At 37.0% G+C, this 22,559-nt stretch carries 22 protein-coding genes; all 22 read left to right on the top strand.

The window, feature by feature from the left end:
• Positions 1-44 precede the first annotated feature (44 nt).
• The 22 genes from BN990_RS11360 to BN990_RS11255 all read left to right on the top strand — a co-directional run bounded on the left by BN990_RS11360 (position 45) and on the right by BN990_RS11255 (position 22,546).
• Complete coding sequence (locus tag BN990_RS11360) at positions 45-992, top strand: polysaccharide deacetylase family protein (RefSeq protein ID WP_038244224.1); 948 nt, start codon at positions 45-47, stop codon at positions 990-992.
• A 30-nt stretch (positions 993-1,022) separates the two neighbouring features.
• Positions 1,023-2,240 (top strand): M16 family metallopeptidase, encoded by a 1,218-nt coding sequence (locus tag BN990_RS11355; protein ID WP_038244210.1) that lies wholly within the window; start codon positions 1,023-1,025, stop codon positions 2,238-2,240.
• A gap of 79 nt (positions 2,241-2,319) precedes the next feature.
• On the top strand, positions 2,320-2,562 hold the full coding sequence (locus BN990_RS11350) for a YlmC/YmxH family sporulation protein (protein ID WP_021291529.1): 243 nt from the start codon (positions 2,320-2,322) through the stop codon (positions 2,560-2,562).
• Between the two features lie 166 nt (positions 2,563-2,728).
• A complete protein-coding gene (gene dpaA, locus BN990_RS11345; RefSeq protein ID WP_021291528.1) occupies positions 2,729-3,598 on the top strand; it encodes a dipicolinic acid synthetase subunit A in 870 nt (289 codons plus the stop codon).
• A 123-nt stretch (positions 3,599-3,721) separates the two neighbouring features.
• Positions 3,722-4,312 (top strand): dipicolinate synthase subunit B, encoded by a 591-nt coding sequence (gene dpaB / locus BN990_RS11340; RefSeq protein ID WP_021291527.1) that lies wholly within the window; start codon positions 3,722-3,724, stop codon positions 4,310-4,312.
• A gap of 63 nt (positions 4,313-4,375) precedes the next feature.
• Positions 4,376-5,428 (top strand): aspartate-semialdehyde dehydrogenase, encoded by a 1,053-nt coding sequence (locus tag BN990_RS11335; protein WP_021291526.1) that lies wholly within the window; start codon positions 4,376-4,378, stop codon positions 5,426-5,428.
• A 10-nt stretch (positions 5,429-5,438) separates the two neighbouring features.
• Positions 5,439-6,665: an aspartate kinase gene (dapG, locus tag BN990_RS11330; RefSeq protein ID WP_021291525.1), complete on the top strand. Its 1,227-nt coding sequence runs from the start codon at positions 5,439-5,441 to the stop codon at positions 6,663-6,665.
• 19 nt (positions 6,666-6,684) lie between these two features.
• The gene (gene dapA / locus BN990_RS11325) at positions 6,685-7,557 is read left to right on the top strand and encodes a 4-hydroxy-tetrahydrodipicolinate synthase (protein WP_038244208.1); all 873 of its coding nucleotides are present in this window, start codon (positions 6,685-6,687) and stop codon (positions 7,555-7,557) included.
• Between the two features lie 122 nt (positions 7,558-7,679).
• On the top strand, positions 7,680-8,414 hold the full coding sequence (locus BN990_RS11320; RefSeq protein ID WP_021291523.1) for a ClpP family protease: 735 nt from the start codon (positions 7,680-7,682) through the stop codon (positions 8,412-8,414).
• Positions 8,411-8,614: a YlzJ-like family protein gene (locus BN990_RS11315; RefSeq protein WP_021291522.1), complete on the top strand. Its 204-nt coding sequence runs from the start codon at positions 8,411-8,413 to the stop codon at positions 8,612-8,614. The genes BN990_RS11320 and BN990_RS11315 overlap by 4 nt, the downstream gene beginning before the upstream one ends.
• 134 nt (positions 8,615-8,748) lie before the next feature.
• A complete protein-coding gene (locus BN990_RS11310; RefSeq protein ID WP_021291521.1) occupies positions 8,749-11,028 on the top strand; it encodes an FtsK/SpoIIIE family DNA translocase in 2,280 nt (759 codons plus the stop codon).
• 243 nt (positions 11,029-11,271) lie between these two features.
• Positions 11,272-12,000, top strand: a complete 729-nt coding sequence (locus tag BN990_RS11305) for a GntR family transcriptional regulator (protein WP_021291520.1) — start codon at positions 11,272-11,274, stop codon at positions 11,998-12,000.
• 167 nt (positions 12,001-12,167) lie between these two features.
• Positions 12,168-13,262 (top strand): BMP family lipoprotein, encoded by a 1,095-nt coding sequence (locus tag BN990_RS11300; RefSeq protein WP_021291519.1) that lies wholly within the window; start codon positions 12,168-12,170, stop codon positions 13,260-13,262.
• Positions 13,263-13,358: 96 nt separating this feature from the next.
• Positions 13,359-14,897, top strand: a complete 1,539-nt coding sequence (locus tag BN990_RS11295) for an ABC transporter ATP-binding protein (RefSeq protein WP_021291518.1) — start codon at positions 13,359-13,361, stop codon at positions 14,895-14,897.
• Positions 14,884-15,930: an ABC transporter permease gene (locus BN990_RS11290; RefSeq protein ID WP_021291517.1), complete on the top strand. Its 1,047-nt coding sequence runs from the start codon at positions 14,884-14,886 to the stop codon at positions 15,928-15,930. The genes BN990_RS11295 and BN990_RS11290 overlap by 14 nt, the downstream gene beginning before the upstream one ends.
• On the top strand, positions 15,931-16,890 hold the full coding sequence (locus tag BN990_RS11285) for an ABC transporter permease (protein WP_021291516.1): 960 nt from the start codon (positions 15,931-15,933) through the stop codon (positions 16,888-16,890).
• A 127-nt stretch (positions 16,891-17,017) separates the two neighbouring features.
• Entirely contained in the window at positions 17,018-18,313 is a 1,296-nt protein-coding gene (gene yfmF, locus BN990_RS11280; RefSeq protein ID WP_021291515.1) for an EF-P 5-aminopentanol modification-associated protein YfmF, read from the top strand.
• Positions 18,306-19,589, top strand: a complete 1,284-nt coding sequence (yfmH, locus tag BN990_RS11275; protein ID WP_021291514.1) for an EF-P 5-aminopentanol modification-associated protein YfmH — start codon at positions 18,306-18,308, stop codon at positions 19,587-19,589. The genes yfmF and yfmH overlap by 8 nt, the downstream gene beginning before the upstream one ends.
• A 6-nt stretch (positions 19,590-19,595) precedes the next feature.
• On the top strand, positions 19,596-20,309 hold the full coding sequence (ymfI, locus tag BN990_RS11270; RefSeq protein ID WP_038244203.1) for an elongation factor P 5-aminopentanone reductase: 714 nt from the start codon (positions 19,596-19,598) through the stop codon (positions 20,307-20,309).
• Positions 20,310-20,387: 78 nt separating this feature from the next.
• The gene (locus BN990_RS11265; RefSeq protein WP_021291512.1) at positions 20,388-20,648 is read left to right on the top strand and encodes a DUF3243 domain-containing protein; all 261 of its coding nucleotides are present in this window, start codon (positions 20,388-20,390) and stop codon (positions 20,646-20,648) included.
• Between the two features lie 156 nt (positions 20,649-20,804).
• Positions 20,805-21,596 carry a DUF3388 domain-containing protein gene (locus tag BN990_RS11260; RefSeq protein WP_021291511.1) on the top strand — a complete coding sequence of 264 codons (792 nt, stop codon included), beginning with the start codon at positions 20,805-20,807 and terminating at the stop codon, positions 21,594-21,596.
• Between the two features lie 5 nt (positions 21,597-21,601).
• Positions 21,602-22,546, top strand: coding sequence for a helix-turn-helix domain-containing protein (locus BN990_RS11255; RefSeq protein ID WP_238323675.1), 945 nt, complete (start codon positions 21,602-21,604; stop codon positions 22,544-22,546).
• The last annotated feature ends 13 nt before the right edge of the window (positions 22,547-22,559 follow it).

Genomic DNA, 22,559 nt, shown 5'->3' with positions numbered 1-22,559 from the left:
CTTGTCCCTCTTACTCATATATATGAGTCAAGGGAGGGATATGGATGTACAGATATCGGCAATTGATTCATTTTTTTGTATTTATCATTTTAGTCGGATTAACGTTTGATTTAGGGACAACTCCTGTTGCAAATATAAAAGAAACACCAGAAATAATGGAAGCCGTGAAAACAGAAGATGTGTTATATAAGGAAATTGAAGCAAAGGCGAGGGAATTTGAAGAAGCGCCCCAAAATGCTTATATTGATAGAGTTTGGAAAAAAACACCTGGAAGAAATGGTTTACAAGTCAATATTGAAAAGTCCTATGATAAGATGAAAGATAAAGGGGAATTCGATAAGTCATTATTGGTGTTTGATCAAGTTACTCCTGAAAAAAATTTAGAGGAATTACCTGCATCGCCTATTTATCGTGGTCATCCAGAAAAACAAATGGTGGCATTTTTAATTAATGTCTCTTGGGGAGAGGAATATGTACCTGAAATTTTATCTGTATTAAAAGATAATAATGTAAAAGCTACGTTTTTTATTGAAGGAAAATGGGCAAAGAATAATGCTGAGTTAGTAAAAATGATTCATGAACAAGGGCATGTCATTGGGAATCATGCATATAATCATCCAGATATGTCTAGAATGACAAATCAGCAAATTTTGGATCAAATCGTTCAAACGAATGATATTATTAAAGCAATAATTGGTAAAAGCCCAAAGTGGTTTGCACCGCCAAGTGGCAGCTTTAATGAACATGTGGTTCAAGTTAGTCATGAATTAAACATGCAGACGATACTATGGACCGTCGATACAATTGATTGGAAGAACCCATCCGTTTCTGTTATGATTAACCGAGTTAATACTAAAATCCATCCAGGTGCAACGGTGTTAATGCATCCTACAGAAGCTACAGAACGAGGTCTTGATTCGCTTATTAAGGCAATTAAAGCGAAAGATTTTAAAATCAATACGATTGAGAAGCTTATAGAATCCCAACGATAACATCTAGCTAATCACTTAGGAGGAAAAATCTTGATAGAAAAACATTCGTGTAAAAACGGTTTACGTGTCGTATTAGAACGTGTACCAGCAGTTCGTTCAGTAACCATTGGTATATGGGTGTTAACTGGATCTAGAAATGAAACAGAAGATAATAATGGCATCTCTCATTTTTTAGAGCATATGTTCTTTAAAGGAACTAAGAATCGTTCCCCTCAAGATATCGCAGAAGAGTTTGACGCAATTGGTGGACAAGTAAACGCCTTCACGTCTAAAGAATATACATGCTTTTATGCAAAAGTTTTGGATACACATAAAGATGCTGCATTAGAAATCCTTGCAGATATGTTTTTTAATTCCACATTCGATGAAGATGAAATGGAAAAAGAAAAGAAAGTAGTATATGAAGAGATTAAAATGTACGAAGATACACCAGATGATATTGTACATGACTATTTAGCAAAAGCGTCATATGGTAGCCATCCTTTAGGGTATCCAATCCTAGGGACAGAAGGGCATTTAAAGTCATTTACACCAGAAAAGCTAAGAAATTATATGAATAAACGATATACACCAAAGAATATTGTGGTTTCAGTAGCTGGAAATGTTGATTCTTCATTTATACAGTCCATCGAATCATTTTTTGGCAGTTATCAAACCTCGAATCAACCTACGGAAATTACAAAACCAACATTTATCAGTGGGAAAATCGAGCGTCAAAAAGATACGGAACAAGCACATCTGTGTATGGGATATGATGGTCTAGCTGTTGATGATGAAAATATTTATAGTTTAATTATTATGAATAATGTCTTGGGAGGTAGTATGAGCTCAAGGCTATTTCAAGATGTAAGAGAAAAACAAGGATTGGCGTATTCCGTTTTTTCTTACCATTCCTCTTTCATAGATAATGGCTTATTAACGATTTACGCAGGAACAGGGAACGATCAATTAGAACGTTTAACCGACGTCATAAATAAAACAATCGAAACATTTATTTCAAATGGGTTAACCGATAAAGAATTACAAAATAGTAAAGAACAATTAAAAGGGAGTTTATTATTAAGTTTGGAAAGCACAAACAGCCGCATGAGTAGGAATGGGAAGAATGAATTAATCTTACATGAACATCGTACATTGGACGAGATGGTACAGGTTATCGATGCGGTAAATCATAGCTCCATACAGCAAGTAATGGAAACGTTATTTAAACAAGATCCCTCCATCGCTTTAATTGCTCCAAGTCGATAAAAATAACCTATATCAACATAGGTTGATTTTTTTTGCATATACTTGGTAATAACCACGTTAAGAAGGGGTGAAGAGCGGTTTGCGGTATAAAGATATAAGTGGCAAAGAAATTGTTAATGTAAATGAAGGATCACGATTAGGTGTTTTAGGACAAACTGACCTAGAAATAAATGAAAATACCGGTCAAATCGAAGCATTCATTATTCCGAATTATAAATGGTTTGGTTTGAAAAAAGAAGGAGAAGAAACAAAGATTCGCTGGAATGCAATTAAAAAAGTTGGCGAAGACATGATTATTATTGATACGGAGAAAATAAACTAAAAAAGAATGAGAAAAACATAAAATCTTTTATAGGCTGGTGTCCCGACAGGGGATACTAGCCTTTTTTCTTGTCCATATACGAAAACCTAATCACTAACATGCTTCAGGCACATAAGCTATAAAGAAATATGAATTAAAATTGTACGTTTGGAGGGTGTTCACAAGAATGAGTCAAACAATTGCAGTTATTGGTGGAGATGCCCGTTATCTAGAATTAATTCGGCAGCTTCAAGCCTTGACTGAAACCACAATTGTGCTTGTTGGTTTTGATAAATTAGAACAAGGGTTTACTGGTCTTAAACAATTAGATATATATGATGTCGAACCAAGTAAGCTAGATGCTGTTGTGTTACCAATAACTGGTATTGATCAGGCAGGGCGTGTAGAAGCTGTTTTTTCTGAAAAACCAATTTATTTAACATCTGACTGGTTTCAACAATTGCAAGAGTCAACGCTCGTATTTACTGGGATTACGAATAGCTATTTAACCGAAGCAGCAGAAAAAGCTTCCATTCAATTGATACCATTATTAGATCGAGATGATGTTGCTATTTATAATTCGATACCTACAGCAGAAGGTACCATAATGATGGCAATTGAGCATACTGATTTTACCATCCATTCCTCTCGGGTAATGGTTGTCGGTTTTGGAAGAGTTGGCAACACCGTAGCTAATAAATTTTCTTCTTTAGGTGCAAAAGTATCTGTAAGCGCAACAAGGATTAAAGATTTAGCACGTATTACAGAAATGGGGTTAACAGCAGTACCATTAGAAGCATTAGCTGATCATATGCAGGAATGTGATTTATTAATTAACACGATTCCTGCTCCAGTCGTTGAAAAAGATGCAATGAAGCATTTACCATCCCATGCTGTCATTATTGACTTGGCATCAAAACCTGGTGGTACAGATTTTCAATATGCAAATCAACGTGGGATAAAAGCAATATTGGCTAAAAGCTTACCGGGTATTGTTGCTCCAAAAACCTCAGGGAAAATTCTAGCAGATGTTATCAAACAATTTATAACGAAATAAGAGTTAAATTGCTTTTTAAAAACATAATAACGAACATTCAGAAAGGCTGTATTAAAGCCATTCTGAATGAAGTTTTATGTCACTCACACTAGATGAATGATAAACCTTTTGGGAGGCGATTAGATGGATTTAGCAGGTAAAAGAATTGGATTTGGTTTAACAGGATCGCATTGCACATATGATCAAGTTTTTCCGCAGATTGAACGATTAGTAAAGCAAAAGGCAGAAGTTGTACCGATTGTAACGTATACTGTGCGTACTACTGATACAAAGTTTGGCGAAGCAGCAGACCATATCGAAAAAATTGAATCAATTACTGGTAAACGTGTGATTACTACAATGCCTGAAGCAGAACCATTGGGGCCGCAATATCCGTTAGATTGTATGGTTATTGCACCTCTAACAGGTAATTCTTTAAGTAAAATGGCAAATGCATTAACGGATAGTCCCGTACTCATGGCCGCTAAAGCAACGATGAGAAACCAACAACCAGTTGTGTTGGGGATATCTACCAATGATGCACTTGGATTAAATGGAGTTAATTTAATGCGTCTAATGGCAAGTAAATTTATTTATTTTGTTCCTTACGGGCAAGATGATCCATATAAAAAACCAAATTCACTTGTAGCTAAAATGGATCTATTATCTGAAACAATTGAATCTGCATTGGAATTTAAACAACTTCAGCCGGTTATTGTTCCTCATAACAGCTGATCTATGATAAAATGATAAGCTAGAAGTCTATTAAACTTGTATTTGAAGGGAGCAATAGGAGAGATGCCACAAAAATCAGCATATAATGTAGCGGTAGTAGGAGCAACAGGTGCAGTTGGGCAAAAAATAATCCAATTATTAGAAGAGAAGGATTTTCCAATAAATGAATTAAAGCTGTTGTCTTCCAAACGTTCAGCAGGATTAAAACAATTATTTAAACAAACCGAAATTACAGTCGAAGAGGCTACTCCTGAAAGTTTTGCTGGGGTGGATATTGCGTTATTTTCAGCTGGAGGCTCTGTATCTAAGAAATTAGCACCGGAAGCGGTGAAACATGGAGCTGTCGTTGTTGATAATACGAGTGCCTTTCGCATGGATGAAGATGTGCCATTAGTAGTACCTGAGGTGAATAAAGATGATCTCCTTAAGCACCAAGGGATTATTGCTAATCCAAATTGTTCAACCATTCAAATGGTAGCAGCTCTAAAACCATTGCAGGATGCATTTGGCCTTAAACGTGTTATCGTTTCTACTTATCAAGCTGTTTCAGGAGCAGGTAATGAAGCAAATAACGAGTTAGCACAGCAATCAAAAGATTATCTTGATGGCAATGAGACAGAAGCGAATATTCTTCCGGTTAAAGGTGATGAAAAGCATTTTCAAATTGCGTTTAATGCATTACCACAAATTGATGTGTTTCAAGATAATGGATATACCTTTGAAGAAATGAAAATGATTAATGAAACCAAAAAAATCTTACATTCGAAAGAATTGCCTGTAGCAGCTACTTGTGTACGTCTGCCATTCTTCACCTCGCATGCGGAAAGTGTTTATATTGAAGTAGATAAGCAAGGATTAACTGTTCCTAAAATATGGAAAGAGCTTGAAAATGCAGATGGTGTGGTTGTAGAAGATGATCCGACTTCACAGGTCTATCCAACGCCTTTAAGTGCGACGGATAAGGAAGATGTATTTGTCGGCCGTGTTCGAAAAGATCCAGACCAAGAAAATGGGTTCCATCTTTGGGTTGTATCCGATAATTTATTGAAGGGTGCAGCATGGAATACGGTTCAAATTGCTCAAACATTAATTGAAAATAATTGGCTGCAACGATAGAGGTGTTACCATGGGAATATTAGTCCAAAAATTCGGCGGTACTTCCGTACAATCAGAAGAAAATCGCGAACATGTCATTAAACATATAAAAGATGCATTAATGAAAGAATATAAACTGGTGGTTGTTGTTTCAGCATTAGGGAGAAAACCTGATCCTTATGCTACGGATACGCTATTAGGTTTAGTTGACTTTCCAGCAAATAAGAATTCAACTCGTGAATTAGATATGCTCATGTCTTGTGGAGAGATTATTTCATCTGTCGTATTATCAAATGAATTGCAAAAGCATCATATAACTGCCACAGCATTAACTGGTGCTCATGCAGGCTTTGTTACGACAGATGATCATACCCAGGCAAAAATAAAAGAGGTTCAGCCGGATCGAATTTTAAGAGAGTTAGAATCACATGATGTTGTCGTTGTTGCTGGTTTTCAGGGAATTACTCCCGAAGGTGATATCACAACCATTGGAAGAGGAGGTAGTGATACAACAGCAGCTGCGCTTGGAGTTGCATTAGATGCAGAACGTATTGAAATTTTCACTGATGTAAATGGAATTATGACCGCAGATCCACGTGTAGTGGAATCAGCTAGGCCACTCGATATCGTAACCTATACGGAGATCTGTAACTTAGCTTATCAAGGAGCGAAAGTAATTCATCCAAGAGCGGTTGAAATAGCGATGCAAGCAAAGATACCGATGCGTGTTCGTTCAACTTATTCACAAGAGGAAGGGACGTTAGTAACTTCATCACGAGTAGATGGGATGGATGTTATTGATCGATTAATAACTGGGATCGCTCATATTTCCTCTATCACGCAAATACGTGTGCAGACAAAAGAAGAAGCGTATGGGATGCAATCAGATGTATTTAAAGCAATGGCAGAAGCTGGAATATCTGTTGATTTCATTACGATTTCTCCTACAGGGGTAATATATACAGTACCTAATGCTTTTACTGAAAAAGCAGTCCATATATTAGAAACGCTTGGTTTTCACCCAGAGATAACAGAGAACTGTGCGAAAGTTTCTGCCGTAGGTGCAGGAATGACTGGAGTACCGGGTGTTGCTGCTAAGATTGTGCAAGCATTAACGGATGCAAATGTCCAAATTCTTCAATCCGCAGATAGTCATACTACCATTTGGGTATTAGTACAAGATAAAGATTTGAAGACAGCAGTTAATGCGTTACATGATGTTTTTGAATTAAGTGATGCAGGCAGTCCTGCTAATTAACTGAAAAAAGGTGATAAGAATGAACTTTGGTCAGGTACTAACAGCGATGGTTACACCATTTGATGCTAATGGAAATATCGATTATGACCAAACAACGGTGCTTATTGAATATTTGCTAAGTAATGGCACAGATGGTTTAGTAATTGCAGGTACAACAGGAGAATCACCAACTTTAACAGCGGATGAAAAGATCAACCTGTATAACCATGTTGTAAAAACAGTTAATAAACGTGTACCTGTTATTGCCGGGACTGGAGGTAACAATACAAAAGCTTCGATTGAATTATCGAAAGAAGCACAACAATGTGGTGTCGATGCAGTAATGTTAGTGACACCATATTATAATAAACCAAATCAACTTGGTTTATATCAACATTTTCGTACGATTGCCGAGCAAACTGAATTACCGATCATGCTTTATAATATTCCAGGTAGATCGATCATTAACCTAACTGCAGAAACGACAATTGCATTAAGTAAACTGAGTAATATCGTTTCTATTAAAGAATCGAGTGGAGATTTAGATCAGGTCTCGGAAATCATAGAAGGTACAGAACATGATTTTAGTGTTTATAGTGGTGATGACAGTATGACATTGCCAATGCTTTCTATCGGTGGTTCAGGTATTATTTCTGTTGCTTCACATATTATCGGAAAAGAAATGCAAGAAATGGTAACATTTTTTAAAGAAGGTAATGTAAGAAAAGCAGCACGCCTGCATCGAAAATTGTTACCGATAATGAAGGGCTTATTTTCAGCTCCTTCGCCTTCGCCAGTAAAAGCAGCATTGCGCCTGAAGGGGATTGAAACTGGCGGCTTAAGGTTACCGCTAGTCGAGCTTTCTGATCAAGAAATACAACAATTAAAAATGGTAATAAAAAATACCGACTAATATTAGTCGGTATTTTTCTGTCTACACTACATAGGAATAATACTTTCTGGAATTTAAATGCATGCAGGTTGTTATTTACGCTCATACTAATGGAAGTTATAACAATTAAGGAGTGTGCATAAATGAATAAAGAACCGGAAAAGAAAGATGACCAAAATCAAGAGAATAATTCTTCTGCCTTGGTTCAAAAGATTCAACAATTAGGACAATCCAATGTACCTCAAGCTCCAGATTCCAATATCCATGTATTATCGATTATTGGACAAGTAGAAGGTCATGTACAATTGCCACCTCAAAATAAAACAACCAAATACGAACACTTATTGCCTCAACTCGTTGCCATTGAACAAAATCCTAAGATTGAAGGGGTAATTATCTTACTTAACACAGTTGGTGGGGATGTAGAAGCGGGATTGGCATTATCTGAAATGATTGCTTCCATTTCTAAACCGACAGTATCTATCGTACTGGGAGGCGGTCATTCTATCGGGGTGCCAATAGCTGTAGCAACGAATTACTCATTTATTGCTCCAACAGCAACAATGACGATTCACCCTGTCCGATTGACAGGTTTGGTAATTGGTGTACCGCAAACGTTTGAGTACCTTGATGAAATGCAGAATCGTGTTGTCGATTTTGTAGTAAACCATTCTAATATTAAAGAAGAGAAATTCAAAGATTTAATGTTTGCTAAAGGGAACTTAACAAGGGATATTGGTACAAATGTAGTAGGAAAAGATGCAGTTGAGTATGGATTAATTGATGGTGTCGGTGGGGTAAAAGAAGCAATGGAAAAAGTAAATGAACTTATTAAAGAAAATGGAAATGGTAACCAAGAAGCACAGGTGATTCAATGATTTTATATACACCACTTGCAAATGAGGATGTTTTTCCACCGGCTAATGATAATAGTAATCGGCTTACGATTGCTTATGAAGGCAGACATATGTATTGTGAACAAAAGACGGATGGATCTTATGAAGTATTACAATTGCTTTCTACCGATCCACAAGATTTTTTAAACGAAAAATATCAACCTGGAACAATTTTATCGTAAATCACGATATCCAATATTTTCATACAGCTGTTTTATGATATAATCAAAAGTAAATGCTGTGTAGGACCCTTGCCATTTTTTGGGCAGGGGTTTATTCTTCTTGTATAGTTGCCAAGATAGATTGAGGTGAGATAATGGCAAAAAAACGCAAGAAACGCAAAACCAAATTTAAAAAACAGCTGAAACTAGAGTTGATTGGTTTAGTGTTTATTTTTTTGGGAATATTTGGTAGTGGAGCCAGTGCGATCAGTGATGGCGCAATACCTGGAGGGCTAGAACATTTATTTCGGTTTTTATTAGGAATATGGTATTTTGTTGCGTCAGTACTATTACTTATTACCGGTTTTATTCTTGTAGTCAAGCGTAGATTTCCAGACTTTGCGAATAAAAAATTAATTGGGTTTTATATTGTTTTTGCAGGTATACTATTATTAACGCATATTCAAATGTTCGATGAAGCAATAGCAACAAATTCAAACCTTTCGATTATCGGCACCACTTGGGAGAATTATTCAGAATTTCTAAATAGCCAACTAACCTCTGGATATTTAGGTGGGGGGATGGTTGGTGCATTATTACTAACATTTTCTTATTATTTATTTTCACTTGCTGGTGCAAAAATAGTTGCTGTCTTTTCCATTGGTATTGGGATTATTTTTATGACAGAACTATCTGTTGGTGATATCTTTTCTAAGTTTTGGAAACGAATATCGACAACCATGAAGCAGGCAAATGAAGCTAGAAGGGAAAAACGAGAAGCAAGGCAAGCTAAATCAGAAACTCCTTCTAAAGAAGTAGAAGAGCAAGCAGATGATGAGGTCGTCTATCATATAGATGAAGAGCCGGTAATTCAAGATTTTACGGATGTAGCCTATTCAGGTCAGGAACCTGTACCTGAGTCACCCACTCCATCAGAACCGGTTGATGTGACGCCAAATCAAGAGAAAACAGAGGATGCTCTTGAAAACATGCCAATGACAGAAACAGAAAACTATGAATATGTATTGCCATCAATGAAATTGCTGGCGGAACCTGCTCATAATTCACAGCAGCAAGAAAAATCACAAATCCAGGCGACAGTTAGAAAATTAGAGCGTACATTTACTAGTTTTGGGGTTAAGGCGAGGGTAACCAAGGTACATGTTGGACCAGCAGTTACCAAGTATGAGGTTTATCCAGAAGCAGGAGTTAAAGTAAGTAAAATAGTCAGTCTTCATGATGACTTAGCACTAGCTTTAGCAGCAAAGGATATACGTATTGAAGCACCAATACCAGGGAAATCAGCAGTGGGAATTGAAGTACCGAATCAAGAAGTTGCGATGGTTTCATTACGAGAAGTACTTGATAGTATGGGAAGTAAGGAGTCAAAACTATTATTCGCTTTAGGAAGGGATATTTCGGGAGATGCGATAGTTTCAGAGTTAAATAAAATGCCGCATTTACTTATCGCAGGTGCTACTGGTAGCGGTAAGAGTGTATGTGTGAATGGAATTATCACTACCATTTTAATGCGTACCAAACCACATGAAGTAAAAATGATGATGATCGACCCGAAGAAGGTTGAATTGAATGTGTATAACGGGATTCCACATCTATTGGCACCAGTTGTAACGGATCCGAAAAAGGCATCTAGAGCATTGAAAAAAGTTGTTTCCGAAATGGAAAGAAGGTATGAATTATTTTCTGACACAGGGACCAGGAATATTGAAGGTTATAACGAATATATTCGGAAGCATAATCAACGTGAGGGCGATACGCAACCGAATCTACCATATATTGTTGTTCTTGTAGATGAACTCGCAGACCTCATGATGGTTGCTTCTAATGATGTGGAGGACGCGATTACACGATTGGCTCAAATGGCCAGGGCAGCTGGTATTCATTTAATTATTGCAACTCAAAGGCCTTCTGTAGATGTTATTACTGGTGTGATTAAGGCAAATATCCCATCAAGAATTGCTTTTAGTGTATCCTCATCAACAGATTCAAGAACGATACTTGATTCTGGAGGAGCAGAGAAGTTATTAGGAAGAGGAGATATGTTATTCCTACCAGTTGGTGCATCCAAGCCTACTCGTGTTCAAGGAGCCTTCTTGTCCGATGAAGAAGTAGAACGAATCGTTGATCATTGTATTGAGCAGCAAAAAGCATCCTACCAAGAAGAAATGATCCCAGAGGAAACAAACGAGGTCGTTGATGAGGTAGATGATGAATTATTTGATGATGCCGTACAATTGATTACGGAGATGCAAAGTGCAAGTGTGTCCATGCTACAACGGCGATTTAGAATTGGTTATACACGTGCAGCACGATTAATTGATGCCATGGAACAACGTGGAATTGTAGGGCCATATGAAGGTAGTAAACCTCGTACAGTTCTCGTTAGTCAGCCGACAGAAGAGCAGTCTTCTTAGAAAGGGCAGTATAATACCAGTGCTGGTATTATACTGTTTTTATATTTTTTCTTTCATACGATTATACATTCGGGGTCTTTTTGTCGATGGATGTCAAAATTGGAAGAAAATTTTTAAGGAATTTGTCCTAGAAGTATTTATTTATTAAGTAATACATGATATGATTTATGACGAATAAACCAGTCAAACGTCAGATGTCGGATTTCTTGATGTAAGAAATGATTTTGTAAGGAGGGATACAGCTTGTCTATCAAAACCGATTCGAGGCACTTATATTTACAAGTAATTGATGAAATTAAACGTGATATTGAAAACGGTAAGTATAAAGAGAAAGAAAAACTACCTTCTGAATTTCAATTATCAAAGCAATTAGGTGTGTCCCGTGCAACATTAAGAGAAGCATTACGAATACTAGAAGAAGACAACATTGTTAATCGCAGACACGGTGTTGGGACGTTTGTTAACCCAAAGCCAGTTTTTTCTTCAGGTATAGAGCAGTTAACCAGTGTAACGCACATGATTGAACAATCTGGTAAATCTGCTGGTTCACAATATTTATCAACAGAAATCATTGACCCAACAAATGAAGATAAGCGTAAATTTGGCCCAAAACGTATGAATCGATTAGCAAAAATTGAGAGGGTTCGTACCGCAGATGACCAACCTGTCGTTTTTTGTATCGATAAAATACCCGAAAACTATATACCAATGGATAGGGTGCATAAATCGGATTCTATCTTTCGTCTGATGGAAGAATACGCAAATAAACGAGTTGCTTATGCTGTCACATATATTGAAGCAATAGGTTACCATGATCGAATATACGATATACTGAACTGTCATCCGGAACAAACGCTCTTATTATTAAAGCAAATGCATTATACCGAAGATGATGAACCCGTACTTTATTCTGCGAACTATTTTCGATCCGATATGTTCAGTTTCCATGTTTTACGAAAACGACTCTACTGAATCCCCGATTAAAAAAATGAAGCTTTACTCAATATGTAACGGCTTCCATTTTTTTAAATATATTTTTCCTAATTTTTTAAAAATTAAGGAGGTGATCTTACATAATTGATAGGAAGGATTAGATGATTCAAACGTAAGATGAAAAAACATAACAGGGGGGCTTTTAAGTGAAGAATCGTACATTTATTTTACTATTTGCAATTATGGCGAGTGTCGCTGTCGTTCTTTCCGCTTGTGGTGGAAACGAAAGTAGTAACAAAGATAATGCAGCTGCAAATGAGAGTGAGTCCGAAGATTATTCAGTAGCGATTGTTACGGATGAAGGCGGTGTCGATGACAAATCTTTTAATCAATCATCTTGGGAAGGCTTGAAAGCATGGGGAGAGGAACAAGGATTATCGAAAGGGAACGGATTTGACTACGCGCAATCTTCTGATGAATCCGACTATCTGCCGAATTTAACTCGGTTAACGAGAGATGGTTATAATCTTATTTTTGGAGTGGGCTTTTTATTACAAGATGCAGTTACAAAAGTAGCTGAGCAAAATCCAGATACGAATTACGCTATTATTGATACGGTAGTAGAAGCGCCAAATGTTGCAAGTATAACATTTGCTGAGCATGAAGGATCTTTTCTGGCAGGTGTAGCTGCTGCTATGAAAACAAAAACAGATAAGCTTGGTTTCATTGGAGGAGTGGATTCAGACTTAATCAATAAGTTTGAGGCAGGTTTTGAGGCAGGAGCAAAATCAGTGAATCCGGATATTGAAGTGGATATACAATACGTAGGTAACTTTAGCTCGGCGGCTGATGGTAAGCTAATTGCCACCCGCATGTACGAAAATGATACGGATATTATTTATCATGCTGCAGGTGCAGCTGGTAATGGGGTGTTTGCTCAAGCTAAAGACTTGAAACAGAATGATCCAGATCGTGAAATTTGGGTCATTGGTGTTGATCGTGATCAACATGAAGAGGGCAAAATCGGTGAACATAATGTTACCTTTACATCTATGGTAAAACGTGTCGATTTATCGGTTCAGGAAGTCAGCGATATGGGAGCAAAAGATGCATTTCCTGGTGGTGAAGTGCTTGAGTTTGGTTTAGTAGATGATGGGGTGTCTCTTGCAAAAACAAATGAAGAAGCAATGAGTGATGATATCATATCCGCTGTTGATGAATGGAAAGAAAAAATTACGAATGGCGATGTGACCGTTCCAAAAACGAGAGATGAATTAAAGGAATTCGAAGAAAGCTTATAATATAAAACGGAGGCTGGATAGCCAGCCTCTTTATATGTACATATTTTTTCGGAAAAATAGCAATTATTTGTCTTTTAAAAAGGGGGCAGCAATTGAATGGAATACGTCATCGAAATGTTAAATATAAGAAAAGAATTTCCTGGAATCGTTGCCAATGATAATATTACTGTTCAACTAAAATCTGGTGAAATACATGCACTATTAGGAGAAAACGGTGCTGGAAAATCAACTTTAATGAATGTGTTATTTGGATTGTATCAACCTGAACAAGGAGAAATACATGTAAAAGGTAAAAAAGTAAACATTTCAGATCCAAACGTCGCAAATGATCTAGGGATAGGAATGGTCCATCAGCATTTTATGTTGGTAGAACCGTTCACAGTCACCCAAAATATTATTTTAGGAAGTGAACCAACAAAAAAAGGGAAAATTAATCTAAAAAAAGCAGAAAAAGAAGTACAAGAATTATCCGATAAATACGGATTGCGAGTCGATGCGACTGCGAAGATAAGCGATATCTCGGTAGGTATGCAGCAGCGAGTTGAAATATTAAAAACACTTTATCGAGGAGCAGATGTGTTAATTTTTGACGAGCCTACGGCGGTGTTAACTCCTCAAGAAATAACCGAGCTTATTGAAATTATGCATGCTCTAGTGGCTGAAGGTAAATCGATTATTCTAATTACGCATAAGCTAAAAGAAATCATGCAAGTGTGTGATCGGTGCACTGTAATCCGTAAAGGGAAAGGGATTGGTACCGTCAATGTCGAAGATACCAATGTTAATGAGTTAGCATCATTGATGGTTGGTAGAGAAGTTTCTTTTAAAACAGAAAAAAAACCCGCGGAACCAAAGGAAACGGTACTTGAAATTAAGAATTTAATTGTAAAAGATACAAGGAAAGTAGAAATGGTAAAAGGGCTGAATTTAGATGTGCGAGCTGGGGAAATTGTAGGTATTGCCGGAATTGATGGCAATGGTCAAACGGATTTAATAGAAGCCATTACTGGCTTAGCAAAATCTAGTTCAGGTAGCATTCAATTAAATAATAAAAAAATAACGAACCTCTCACCTCGAAAAGTAACAGAAAGCGGAGTTGGCCATATCCCTCAAGACAGGCATAAATTTGGACTTGTACTTGATTTTCCAATTGGTGAGAACATGGTGTTGCAAACGTATTACCAAAAACCGTATTCCAAATATAAGGTGCTGAATTATAAAGAAATTTACCAAAAAGCTAAAACACTAATTGCTGAATATGATGTACGTACGCCAAGTGTGTATACGAAAGCAAGGGCGTTATCCGGGGGAAATCAGCAAAAAGCTATTATTGCAAGGGAAGTGGATCGTTCTCCCGATCTGCTGATCGCCGCCCAACCTACTAGGGGCCTTGATGTAGGAGCTATCGAATTTATTCATCAAAAATTAATTGAAGAGCGGGATAAGGGAAAGGCAATTTTGCTACTGTCCTTTGAATTAGACGAGATATTAGATGTAAGTGATCGGATTGCTGTTATTTTTGATGGAAAGATAGTAGCAGATGTTCATCCTGATGAAACCAGCGAACAGGAATTAGGTTTATTAATGGCTGGCAGTAAAACCAAAGAGGCAGGTGATCATCATGCATTCGAATAAATGGTTTAACATTTTGGTTCCAATTATTTCTGTCATCATTGGACTATTGTCTGGTGCAATTATTATGCTTGTCTCCGGATATAACCCGATACAAGGCTATGTCGCTTTATTTAATGGGGCATTTGGTGACCTGTATTTCTTTGGAGAGACAATTCGTCAAACAACGCCGTATATATTAACTGGACTTGCGATCGCTTTTGCTTTTAGAGCGGGGTTATTTAATATCGGGGCAGAAGGCCAGGTAATAGTAGGCTGGTTAGCAGCTGTTTGGATAGGTACCTCAATGGAAGCACCTATGTATATTCACCTTCCATTAGCCTTATTCGTAGCAGCATTGGCCGGAGCATTTTGGGGATTCATCCCAGGTTTATTAAAAGCACGCTTAGGTGTTCACGAAGTTATTGTTACTATTATGATGAATTATATTGCTTTATATAGCGCCAATGCCATTATTCGTCGTGTATTAACAGATAGTGCAGATAAAACTGAGACCATTGCTTCCAGTGCATCATTGGCATCTGAATGGTTAGAAGGATTAACATACTTTTCTCGCATGCACTATGGAATTATGATTGCTTTATTTGCAGCAGTGATTATGTGGTTTATTATAGAACGAACAAATATCGGTTATGAACTTAAGTCGGTTGGTTATAATCAACATGCATCTAAATATGCAGGGATGAGTGTAAAACGGAATATCGTATTAGCAATGGTTATCTCAGGGGCTTTTGCAGGTTTAGCAGGATCAATGGAAGGGTTAGGTACTTATGGTAATATGACCGTTAGCTCTGGTTTTTCCAATATTGGCTTTGATGGTATTGCTGTCGCTCTTTTAGGAGCAAATACGGCAATTGGTGTGGTACTGGCAGCATTTTTATTTGGTGCATTAAAAGTTGGAGCGCTTAATATGCCAACACATGCTGGCGTCCCAAATGAATTAGTAGATATTATTATTGCATTGATTATTTTCTTTGTAGCATCTAGTTATATTATTCGGTGGATAATACTTCGCTTTAAAAAGGAGGAGAAATAAATGGGGGTTATTGAATTATTGCAATCGATTATCCCAACTGCATTATTTTATTCTGCACCTTTAATTTTCACAGCTTTAGGCGGAGTATTTAGTGAGCGCTCCGGCGTCGTGAACATCGGTTTAGAAGGATTAATGGTCATGGGGGCTTTTGTTGGAATTGTATTTAATCTGACATTTGCGGATGTGTTGGGAGCTTGGACACCTTGGGTGTCGATTATAGTCGCTATGATCGTTTCCGCACTGTTTTCTATTATTCATGCCGTGGCATCTGTTTCATTTCGCGCAGATCAAGTAGTTAGTGGGGTCGCAATTAACTTTCTCGCATTGGGATTGGGTGTATTTTTAACAAAGCAATGGTATGACAAGGGACAAACAGATATGGTAAGTCAACCATTCTATACAACTGACATTCCATTACTAGCAGATATTCCAATTATTGGGTCGATTTTCTTTGAAGGGATATATATTACCTCATATGTAGCGATCATCCTAGCTTTTTTTGCATGGTATGTATTGTATAAAACGCCTTTTGGTTTAAGACTTCGAGCAGTAGGTGAACATCCGATGGCAGCGGATACAAACGGTATTCATGTTTATAAAATAAGGTACATTGCCGTGATTATTTCTGGTGCAATGGGGGGACTAGGCGGTTCTGTGTTTGCTTTAACGATCGCTCTAAATTTCTCTCATGCTACTATTGTAGGGCAAGGTTTTATGGCGTTAGCAGCTGTTATCTTTGGAAAATGGCATCCATTAGGAGCAATGGGCGCTGCTCTTTTCTTTGGGTTTGCACAAAGTCTAAGTGTTATTGGAGCCGGAATTCCTTTCCTTGCAGATGTACCACAAGTATTTCTGTTAATCGCACCATATGTCCTAACGATATTAGCATTAGCCGGTTTTATTGGCCGGGCAGAAGCACCGCGAGGGAATGGAGTACCTTATATTAAGGGAAGTAGATAAGTTATTACATTTACGGTTTGCGTATTATATTCGCAAGCCGCTTTTTTTTACTTTATAATGGATGATAAATGGAAAATTTGTGAAGAATAAATAAGTAAAAAATTATCAAGTATACAGGAGGATGGTTATGCGTGAAATCACCGAAATTGTAAAGGACATGGATGGATCACAGCTTCATCTTATTCCCAATAAAAAATATAAAACCATAACTTTAGTGATTAAATTAAAAGCACCATTAACGAAAGAAACAATAACTAAACGTGCGCTGCTTCCATATATTCTCAAGCAGGGAACAGAGAAATATCCTACCAAGCAAAAATTGCAACTCAAGCTTGATGAATTATACGGGGCTTCTATTTCCATTGACGGTGCCAAAAAAGGTGAGAATCATATTATAAGTCTGCGTCTGGAAATAGCGAATCCTAAATTTCTCAAAGATGCGTCTACGATTGTAGATGAAGGCATTCATTTATTACACGAAGTCTTATTTAATCCAAATATCGAAGGCTCAGGATTTGAACCAACCATTTTTAATCGAGAAAAGGATACACTAAAACAAAAAATACACGCAATTAAAGATGATAAGATGAGTTATGCAAATATGCGATTAATGGATGTAATGTGTGAGGGTGAACCCTATCAATTACATGTACATGGTTATTTAGAAGACTTAAAGGATATTACTCCGGAAACGCTTTATACTTACTATCAAGAGATGCTCGTATCCGACCGAATAGATATCTATATGCAAGGTGATATGGATGAGCAGCTGATGGAAGAAAAAATAACTACAGTCTTTGAACGCTTAACATCAAATAATTCAATCGTTAAAAAGACAAGGACATCTTCTGTTTCTAGTGATAAGCAACCAAAGGAAGTCATCGAAACCGATCAGATTCAACAAGCGAAATTGCATATTGGGTATCGCACGAATGTTACATTTGAAGATGAGGCATATTACGCCTTGCATGTATTTAACGGTATTTTCGGCGGTTTTCCTAGTTCAAAACTATTTATAAACGTACGTGAAAAGAATAGTCTAGCATACTACGCTGCTTCTCGAATGGAAAGTCATAAAGGATTATTACTTGTATTTAGCGGCATTGCTCCTAGTGATTTTGAAAAAGCAAGAGAAATTATTCGAGAACAAATGGTTGCGATGAAACAAGGGGATTTTACAACAGAGGCATTAGAGGAAACGAAAGCGTTAATAACGAATCAATTATTAGAAACCATGGATCATCCACAAGGCACAATTGAATTCTTATACCAGCAAGTATTATCCGACAAGCAAGTAGAGCCATTAACATTTATTGAAAAAATTAAACAAGTAACCAAAGAAGATGTCCTTCATGTTGCCCAGCAAATCCAAGAGGATACACTGTACTTATTAACTTCTGCGAAAGGAGATACCCATGAATAAACATACGTATCAAGATATGGATGAAACTTTGTATACGAATAAATTAGATAACGGTCTTACCGTGTGTTTACTGCCAAAACCTGAAATGGCTAAAACACATGCATTATTTACAACAAATTATGGCTCCATCGATTTACATTTTACTCCCATCGGGAAAGAACAGGTTATCTCTGTGCCAGAAGGGGTTGCCCACTTTTTAGAACATAAGCTGTTTGAAAGTGAGAAAGGGGATGTATTTGCTGATTTTTCAAAGCAAGGAGCTTCTGCAAATGCGTATACATCATTTACGAAAACGGCTTATTTATTTACGGCCACGGATCAAATTGAAAAGAATGTAGAAACGCTAATCGATTTTGTTCAAGATCCTTATTTTACGGAAGAATCCGTAGAAAAAGAAAAGGGAATCATCGCACAAGAAATAAAAATGTACGATGATCAGCCAGATTGGCAATCGTTTATGGGAACGATTAAAGCAATGTTTAAGAATCATCCAGTAAATGTTGATATTGCTGGTACAGTAGATTCAATTAATCAGATTACAAAAGATGATTTGTATACCTGTTACAATACGTTTTATCATCCAGAAAATATGATTTTGTTTGTTGCTGGGAATTTTAACCCAGAAGATATGATGAAGTTAATTGAGCGAAATCAAGCGAAAAAATCATTTAAGGAAATGGAATCATTAAAACGAGAGTTCCCAGAGGAACCTTCTGCAGTTGCTGCGAAAACGAAGAAAATTACGATGCCTGTCTCGATTGCTAAATGTACGGTGGGCATTAAAAATCTAGCTAATGGTCTTTCAAGTGATGCGTTCTTAAAAAAAGATATCCTCCAAGACATGATCATGGACCACTTCTTTTCGAAAGGTGGCGCATTTTATCAACAGCTTTATAGCGAGCAACTAATTGATGATAGCTTCTTTTTTGAAACCAATTTAGATCGTGACTTTGGTTATACCTTAATTGGTAGTAACACCGAGCAACCTGAAGCATTTGCATCATTATTGAAAAAAATGTTACTAGAAATGAAAAACACGACACTTTCACAAGCAGAATTTGATCGTATGAAAAAGAAAAAAATCGGTCAATTGCTTCGTTCCATGAACCGCTTAGAAAATGTAGCTAATGCTTTTACACATTATCATGCAGCAGGAATCGATTTTTTCTCCATTCTGCCAGCAGTCAGAAATCTAACATTAGAAGATGCTCAGCAATTTGTGAAGCAATGGATAGATGAAGAGCGTTTGGCAGTATGCACGATTGCTCCGGAGTAATAAGTCATGGGGAAAAATATTTTAATCGTTGGGGCAAGCGGTGATATTGGAATGGCAATAGCTAACCAATTAGTTATCGAAGGTTATCAATTGCTGCTTCATTATCATCGTAATAAACAAGAAGTAGATCGGATTATAACAGAATATCCGACTTCAATTGTAGCGATGATTGAAGCAGACTTAAGCTCTCAAGCAGGTTGTAAACATTTTCTTAACCACCTTGTATTTACAATTGATGGGGTAGTGTTTGCAAGTGGCAGAGGAGAATACGGGTTATTTCAAAACACAGATGAAACCGTTATGGACGACATGATACAATTGCATGTGAAATCCCCATGGATGATTACCAAACAAGTTTTACCGGCAATGATCAAGCAGCAGGCTGGGAAGTTTATATTTATAACGTCTATATGGGGTGAACAGGGCGCTAGTAATGAAGTGATCTATTCTTCTGTAAAAGGCAGTCAAAATAGTTTTGTTAAAGCACTGGCAAAAGAAGTTGCACCTAGTGGTATTTCTGTTAATGCAATTAGTCCAGGTTTTATAAATACGAAGATGAATCAGCATTTATTGCCAGGAGAAAAAGCCGAAATATTTGCTGATATACCAATGAACCGTGCTGGAAAGCCGCAAGAAATTGCTGACATGGTATCTTTCCTATTATCGAATAAAAGCAATTATATCCAAGGAGAAGTAATTAATATTACAGGCGGCTGGTAATTTTCTTCTGCCTACATGTATAAACTAGGAAGTATTTCAAATACTATGCATGTATAAATTGAGAAGGAGGAGAAAAGTATGTCAGTTCTTGATAACTTTGATTCATGGAAAAGCTTTCTTTCCAGCAAACTTACACAGGCGCAGCAGCAAGGAATGAGCGACAAGACCATTCAAAATGTAGCCCAAGAAGTAGGCGATTATCTTGCACAGAATGTAGATGCTAAAAATAATGAAGAAGCAGTGTTACGTGATTTATGGAATGCAGCATCTGAAGATGAGCAACAAGCGATCGCAAACACAATGGTTAAATTTGTTCAAAATCAAGGAAACCAACAGTAAACAATATGTCGATACGCTGAAAGAAGCTGTTCAAAAGCAGCTTCTTTTTAATTTTTTGGATAATCACTTTTCACATTAGGGAAAATCCTTTATTATATATTTAGATAGTATCAAAAAAGAAGGCTCATAAGTAAAGTCTCGGTAAAGGAGCTTTATATGGAAAAAACAGAGTGGTATCTTGAATATGAAATTCAAATTAATCGACCTGGTCTATTAGGTGATATATCTTCTTTATTAGGTATGCTATCCATTAATATTATTACGATAAACGGTGTGGAAAATGCTCGTAGAGGAATGCTTTTACTTTCCAAGTATGACGAAAACATAACACGATTAAAATCCATTTTGCAAACCATGGACATGATTCAGGTCACAAAACTGCGGAAGCCTAAGCTTCGAGATAAGATGGCAGTACGTCATGGAAGATACATACATAGAGACGTAGATGATCGCAAAACGATTCGTTTTGTACGAGATGATCTTGGCCTGTTGGTCGATTTTATGGCAGAACTTTATAAAAAAGATGGTCATAAATTAATTGGTATTCGAGGAATGCCCAGAGTAGGTAAAACAGAATCAATTGTTGCCGCAAGTGTATGTGCAAATAAACGATGGTTGTTTGTATCCAGTACCTTATTAAAACAGACCGTCCGTAGCAAATTAATTGAAGGGGAGTATAACCCTGATAATATTTATATTATCGATGGAATGGTGTCGACAAGACGAGCGAATGAGCAGCACTGGCAATTAATTCGGGAAGTCATGCAGCTTCCTGCTATTAAAGTGGTAGAACATCCAGATATATTTGTACAATCAACAGAATACAAAATGGATGATTTTGACTATATTATTGAATTACGAAGTCATGAAGAAGAAGAAATTACTTATGAACCTGTTCAAAGACAACAATTTGGTCAAGAAGATGGTTTTTCGATGTTTGATTTTTAAATTGGATGGTGTTTGGAATGGAAATTGGAGCAAGACTAAAAGAGGCAAGGGAGGCAAAAAACCTCTCTTTGGAAAGCCTACAAGAAACAACAAAGATACAGAAAAGATATCTAATTGCAATTGAGGAAGGCAATTTACATATTCTTCCTGGAAAATTTTACGCAAGAGCTTTCATAAAAGAGTATGCCAATGCAGTAGGGGTAGATCCAGATGAACTAATGGAAGAATTCAAAGAAGAAGTTCCAAAAACGGAAGAACCGACGGAGGAGCATTACAGTCGGATGCAGCGATCGCGTAAAAATAACAATACCGATAAGCCATCATCTAACTTTTCCTTATTTCCTACCGTAATTGTAGTATTATTGATTGTCGGTATTATTCTTGTTGCCGTATTTTTTATTTCTCAAAGTATGTCTGGTAAGGGAGAAAATGAGCCTATTAATCAAGATGGGGATGAGGATGTCATTATTAATGATGACACAAGTCAAACGCAGGACTCCGAAACAGCTAGTGACGAAAACGAAGAAAACAAGGACAGTGCAGCGAATGAAAAATCGGAGGATGCATCTATTGATGATGAAGCAAGTCAAGAGGAAACAGAACCGAAGGGTGAATTTTCTACTGTAGAAAAGGGAACAGGAAATACGCCTGAATCAATTGTAGCATATAATTATACAGGTGAAGAAGTTACTGCAACCTTAGAAGCAGAAGGAGATACTTGGCTTGGAGTGAAATCGGAAAGTGATGAAATTTTCTTTGAAGAAGCTATGTTCAATGAAGAAAAGTCACCACTTGAAATCGATCTAACAGGACAAGAGCGTGTATTTTTCAAAATCGGTAATGCTTCTGTATTAACGATTACGGTTAATGGGGTTGAGATGGAATATCCTGTGGATTCAAGTACTGTAAGACAAAATATTTGGATAGAATTGAATCAAGAAGCTGAATAAATCAATTGACCCT

Origin of the sequence: Virgibacillus salexigens, from assembly GCF_000723585.1 — a bacterium.
In the GTDB taxonomy this organism is placed as follows: domain Bacteria; phylum Bacillota; class Bacilli; order Bacillales; family Amphibacillaceae; genus Virgibacillus; species Virgibacillus salexigens.
This window is presented reverse-complemented; position numbering and strand designations above follow the sequence as displayed.

Coding starts and splice junctions, on each gene's coding strand:
- BN990_RS11360 (WP_038244224.1), top strand. CDS start 45: ATGTACAGATATCGGCAATTGATTCATTTTTTTGTATTTATCATTTTA.
- dpaA (WP_021291528.1), top strand. CDS start 2,729: ATGAGTCAAACAATTGCAGTTATTGGTGGAGATGCCCGTTATCTAGAA.
- dpaB (WP_021291527.1), top strand. CDS start 3,722: ATGGATTTAGCAGGTAAAAGAATTGGATTTGGTTTAACAGGATCGCAT.
- BN990_RS11335 (WP_021291526.1), top strand. CDS start 4,376: ATGCCACAAAAATCAGCATATAATGTAGCGGTAGTAGGAGCAACAGGT.
- dapG (WP_021291525.1), top strand. CDS start 5,439: ATGGGAATATTAGTCCAAAAATTCGGCGGTACTTCCGTACAATCAGAA.
- dapA (WP_038244208.1), top strand. CDS start 6,685: ATGAACTTTGGTCAGGTACTAACAGCGATGGTTACACCATTTGATGCT.
- BN990_RS11320 (WP_021291523.1), top strand. CDS start 7,680: ATGAATAAAGAACCGGAAAAGAAAGATGACCAAAATCAAGAGAATAAT.
- BN990_RS11315 (WP_021291522.1), top strand. CDS start 8,411: ATGATTTTATATACACCACTTGCAAATGAGGATGTTTTTCCACCGGCT.
- BN990_RS11310 (WP_021291521.1), top strand. CDS start 8,749: ATGGCAAAAAAACGCAAGAAACGCAAAACCAAATTTAAAAAACAGCTG.
- BN990_RS11295 (WP_021291518.1), top strand. CDS start 13,359: ATGGAATACGTCATCGAAATGTTAAATATAAGAAAAGAATTTCCTGGA.
- BN990_RS11290 (WP_021291517.1), top strand. CDS start 14,884: ATGCATTCGAATAAATGGTTTAACATTTTGGTTCCAATTATTTCTGTC.
- BN990_RS11285 (WP_021291516.1), top strand. CDS start 15,931: ATGGGGGTTATTGAATTATTGCAATCGATTATCCCAACTGCATTATTT.
- yfmF (WP_021291515.1), top strand. CDS start 17,018: ATGCGTGAAATCACCGAAATTGTAAAGGACATGGATGGATCACAGCTT.
- yfmH (WP_021291514.1), top strand. CDS start 18,306: ATGAATAAACATACGTATCAAGATATGGATGAAACTTTGTATACGAAT.
- ymfI (WP_038244203.1), top strand. CDS start 19,596: ATGGGGAAAAATATTTTAATCGTTGGGGCAAGCGGTGATATTGGAATG.
- BN990_RS11265 (WP_021291512.1), top strand. CDS start 20,388: ATGTCAGTTCTTGATAACTTTGATTCATGGAAAAGCTTTCTTTCCAGC.
- BN990_RS11260 (WP_021291511.1), top strand. CDS start 20,805: ATGGAAAAAACAGAGTGGTATCTTGAATATGAAATTCAAATTAATCGA.
- BN990_RS11255 (WP_238323675.1), top strand. CDS start 21,602: ATGGTGTTTGGAATGGAAATTGGAGCAAGACTAAAAGAGGCAAGGGAG.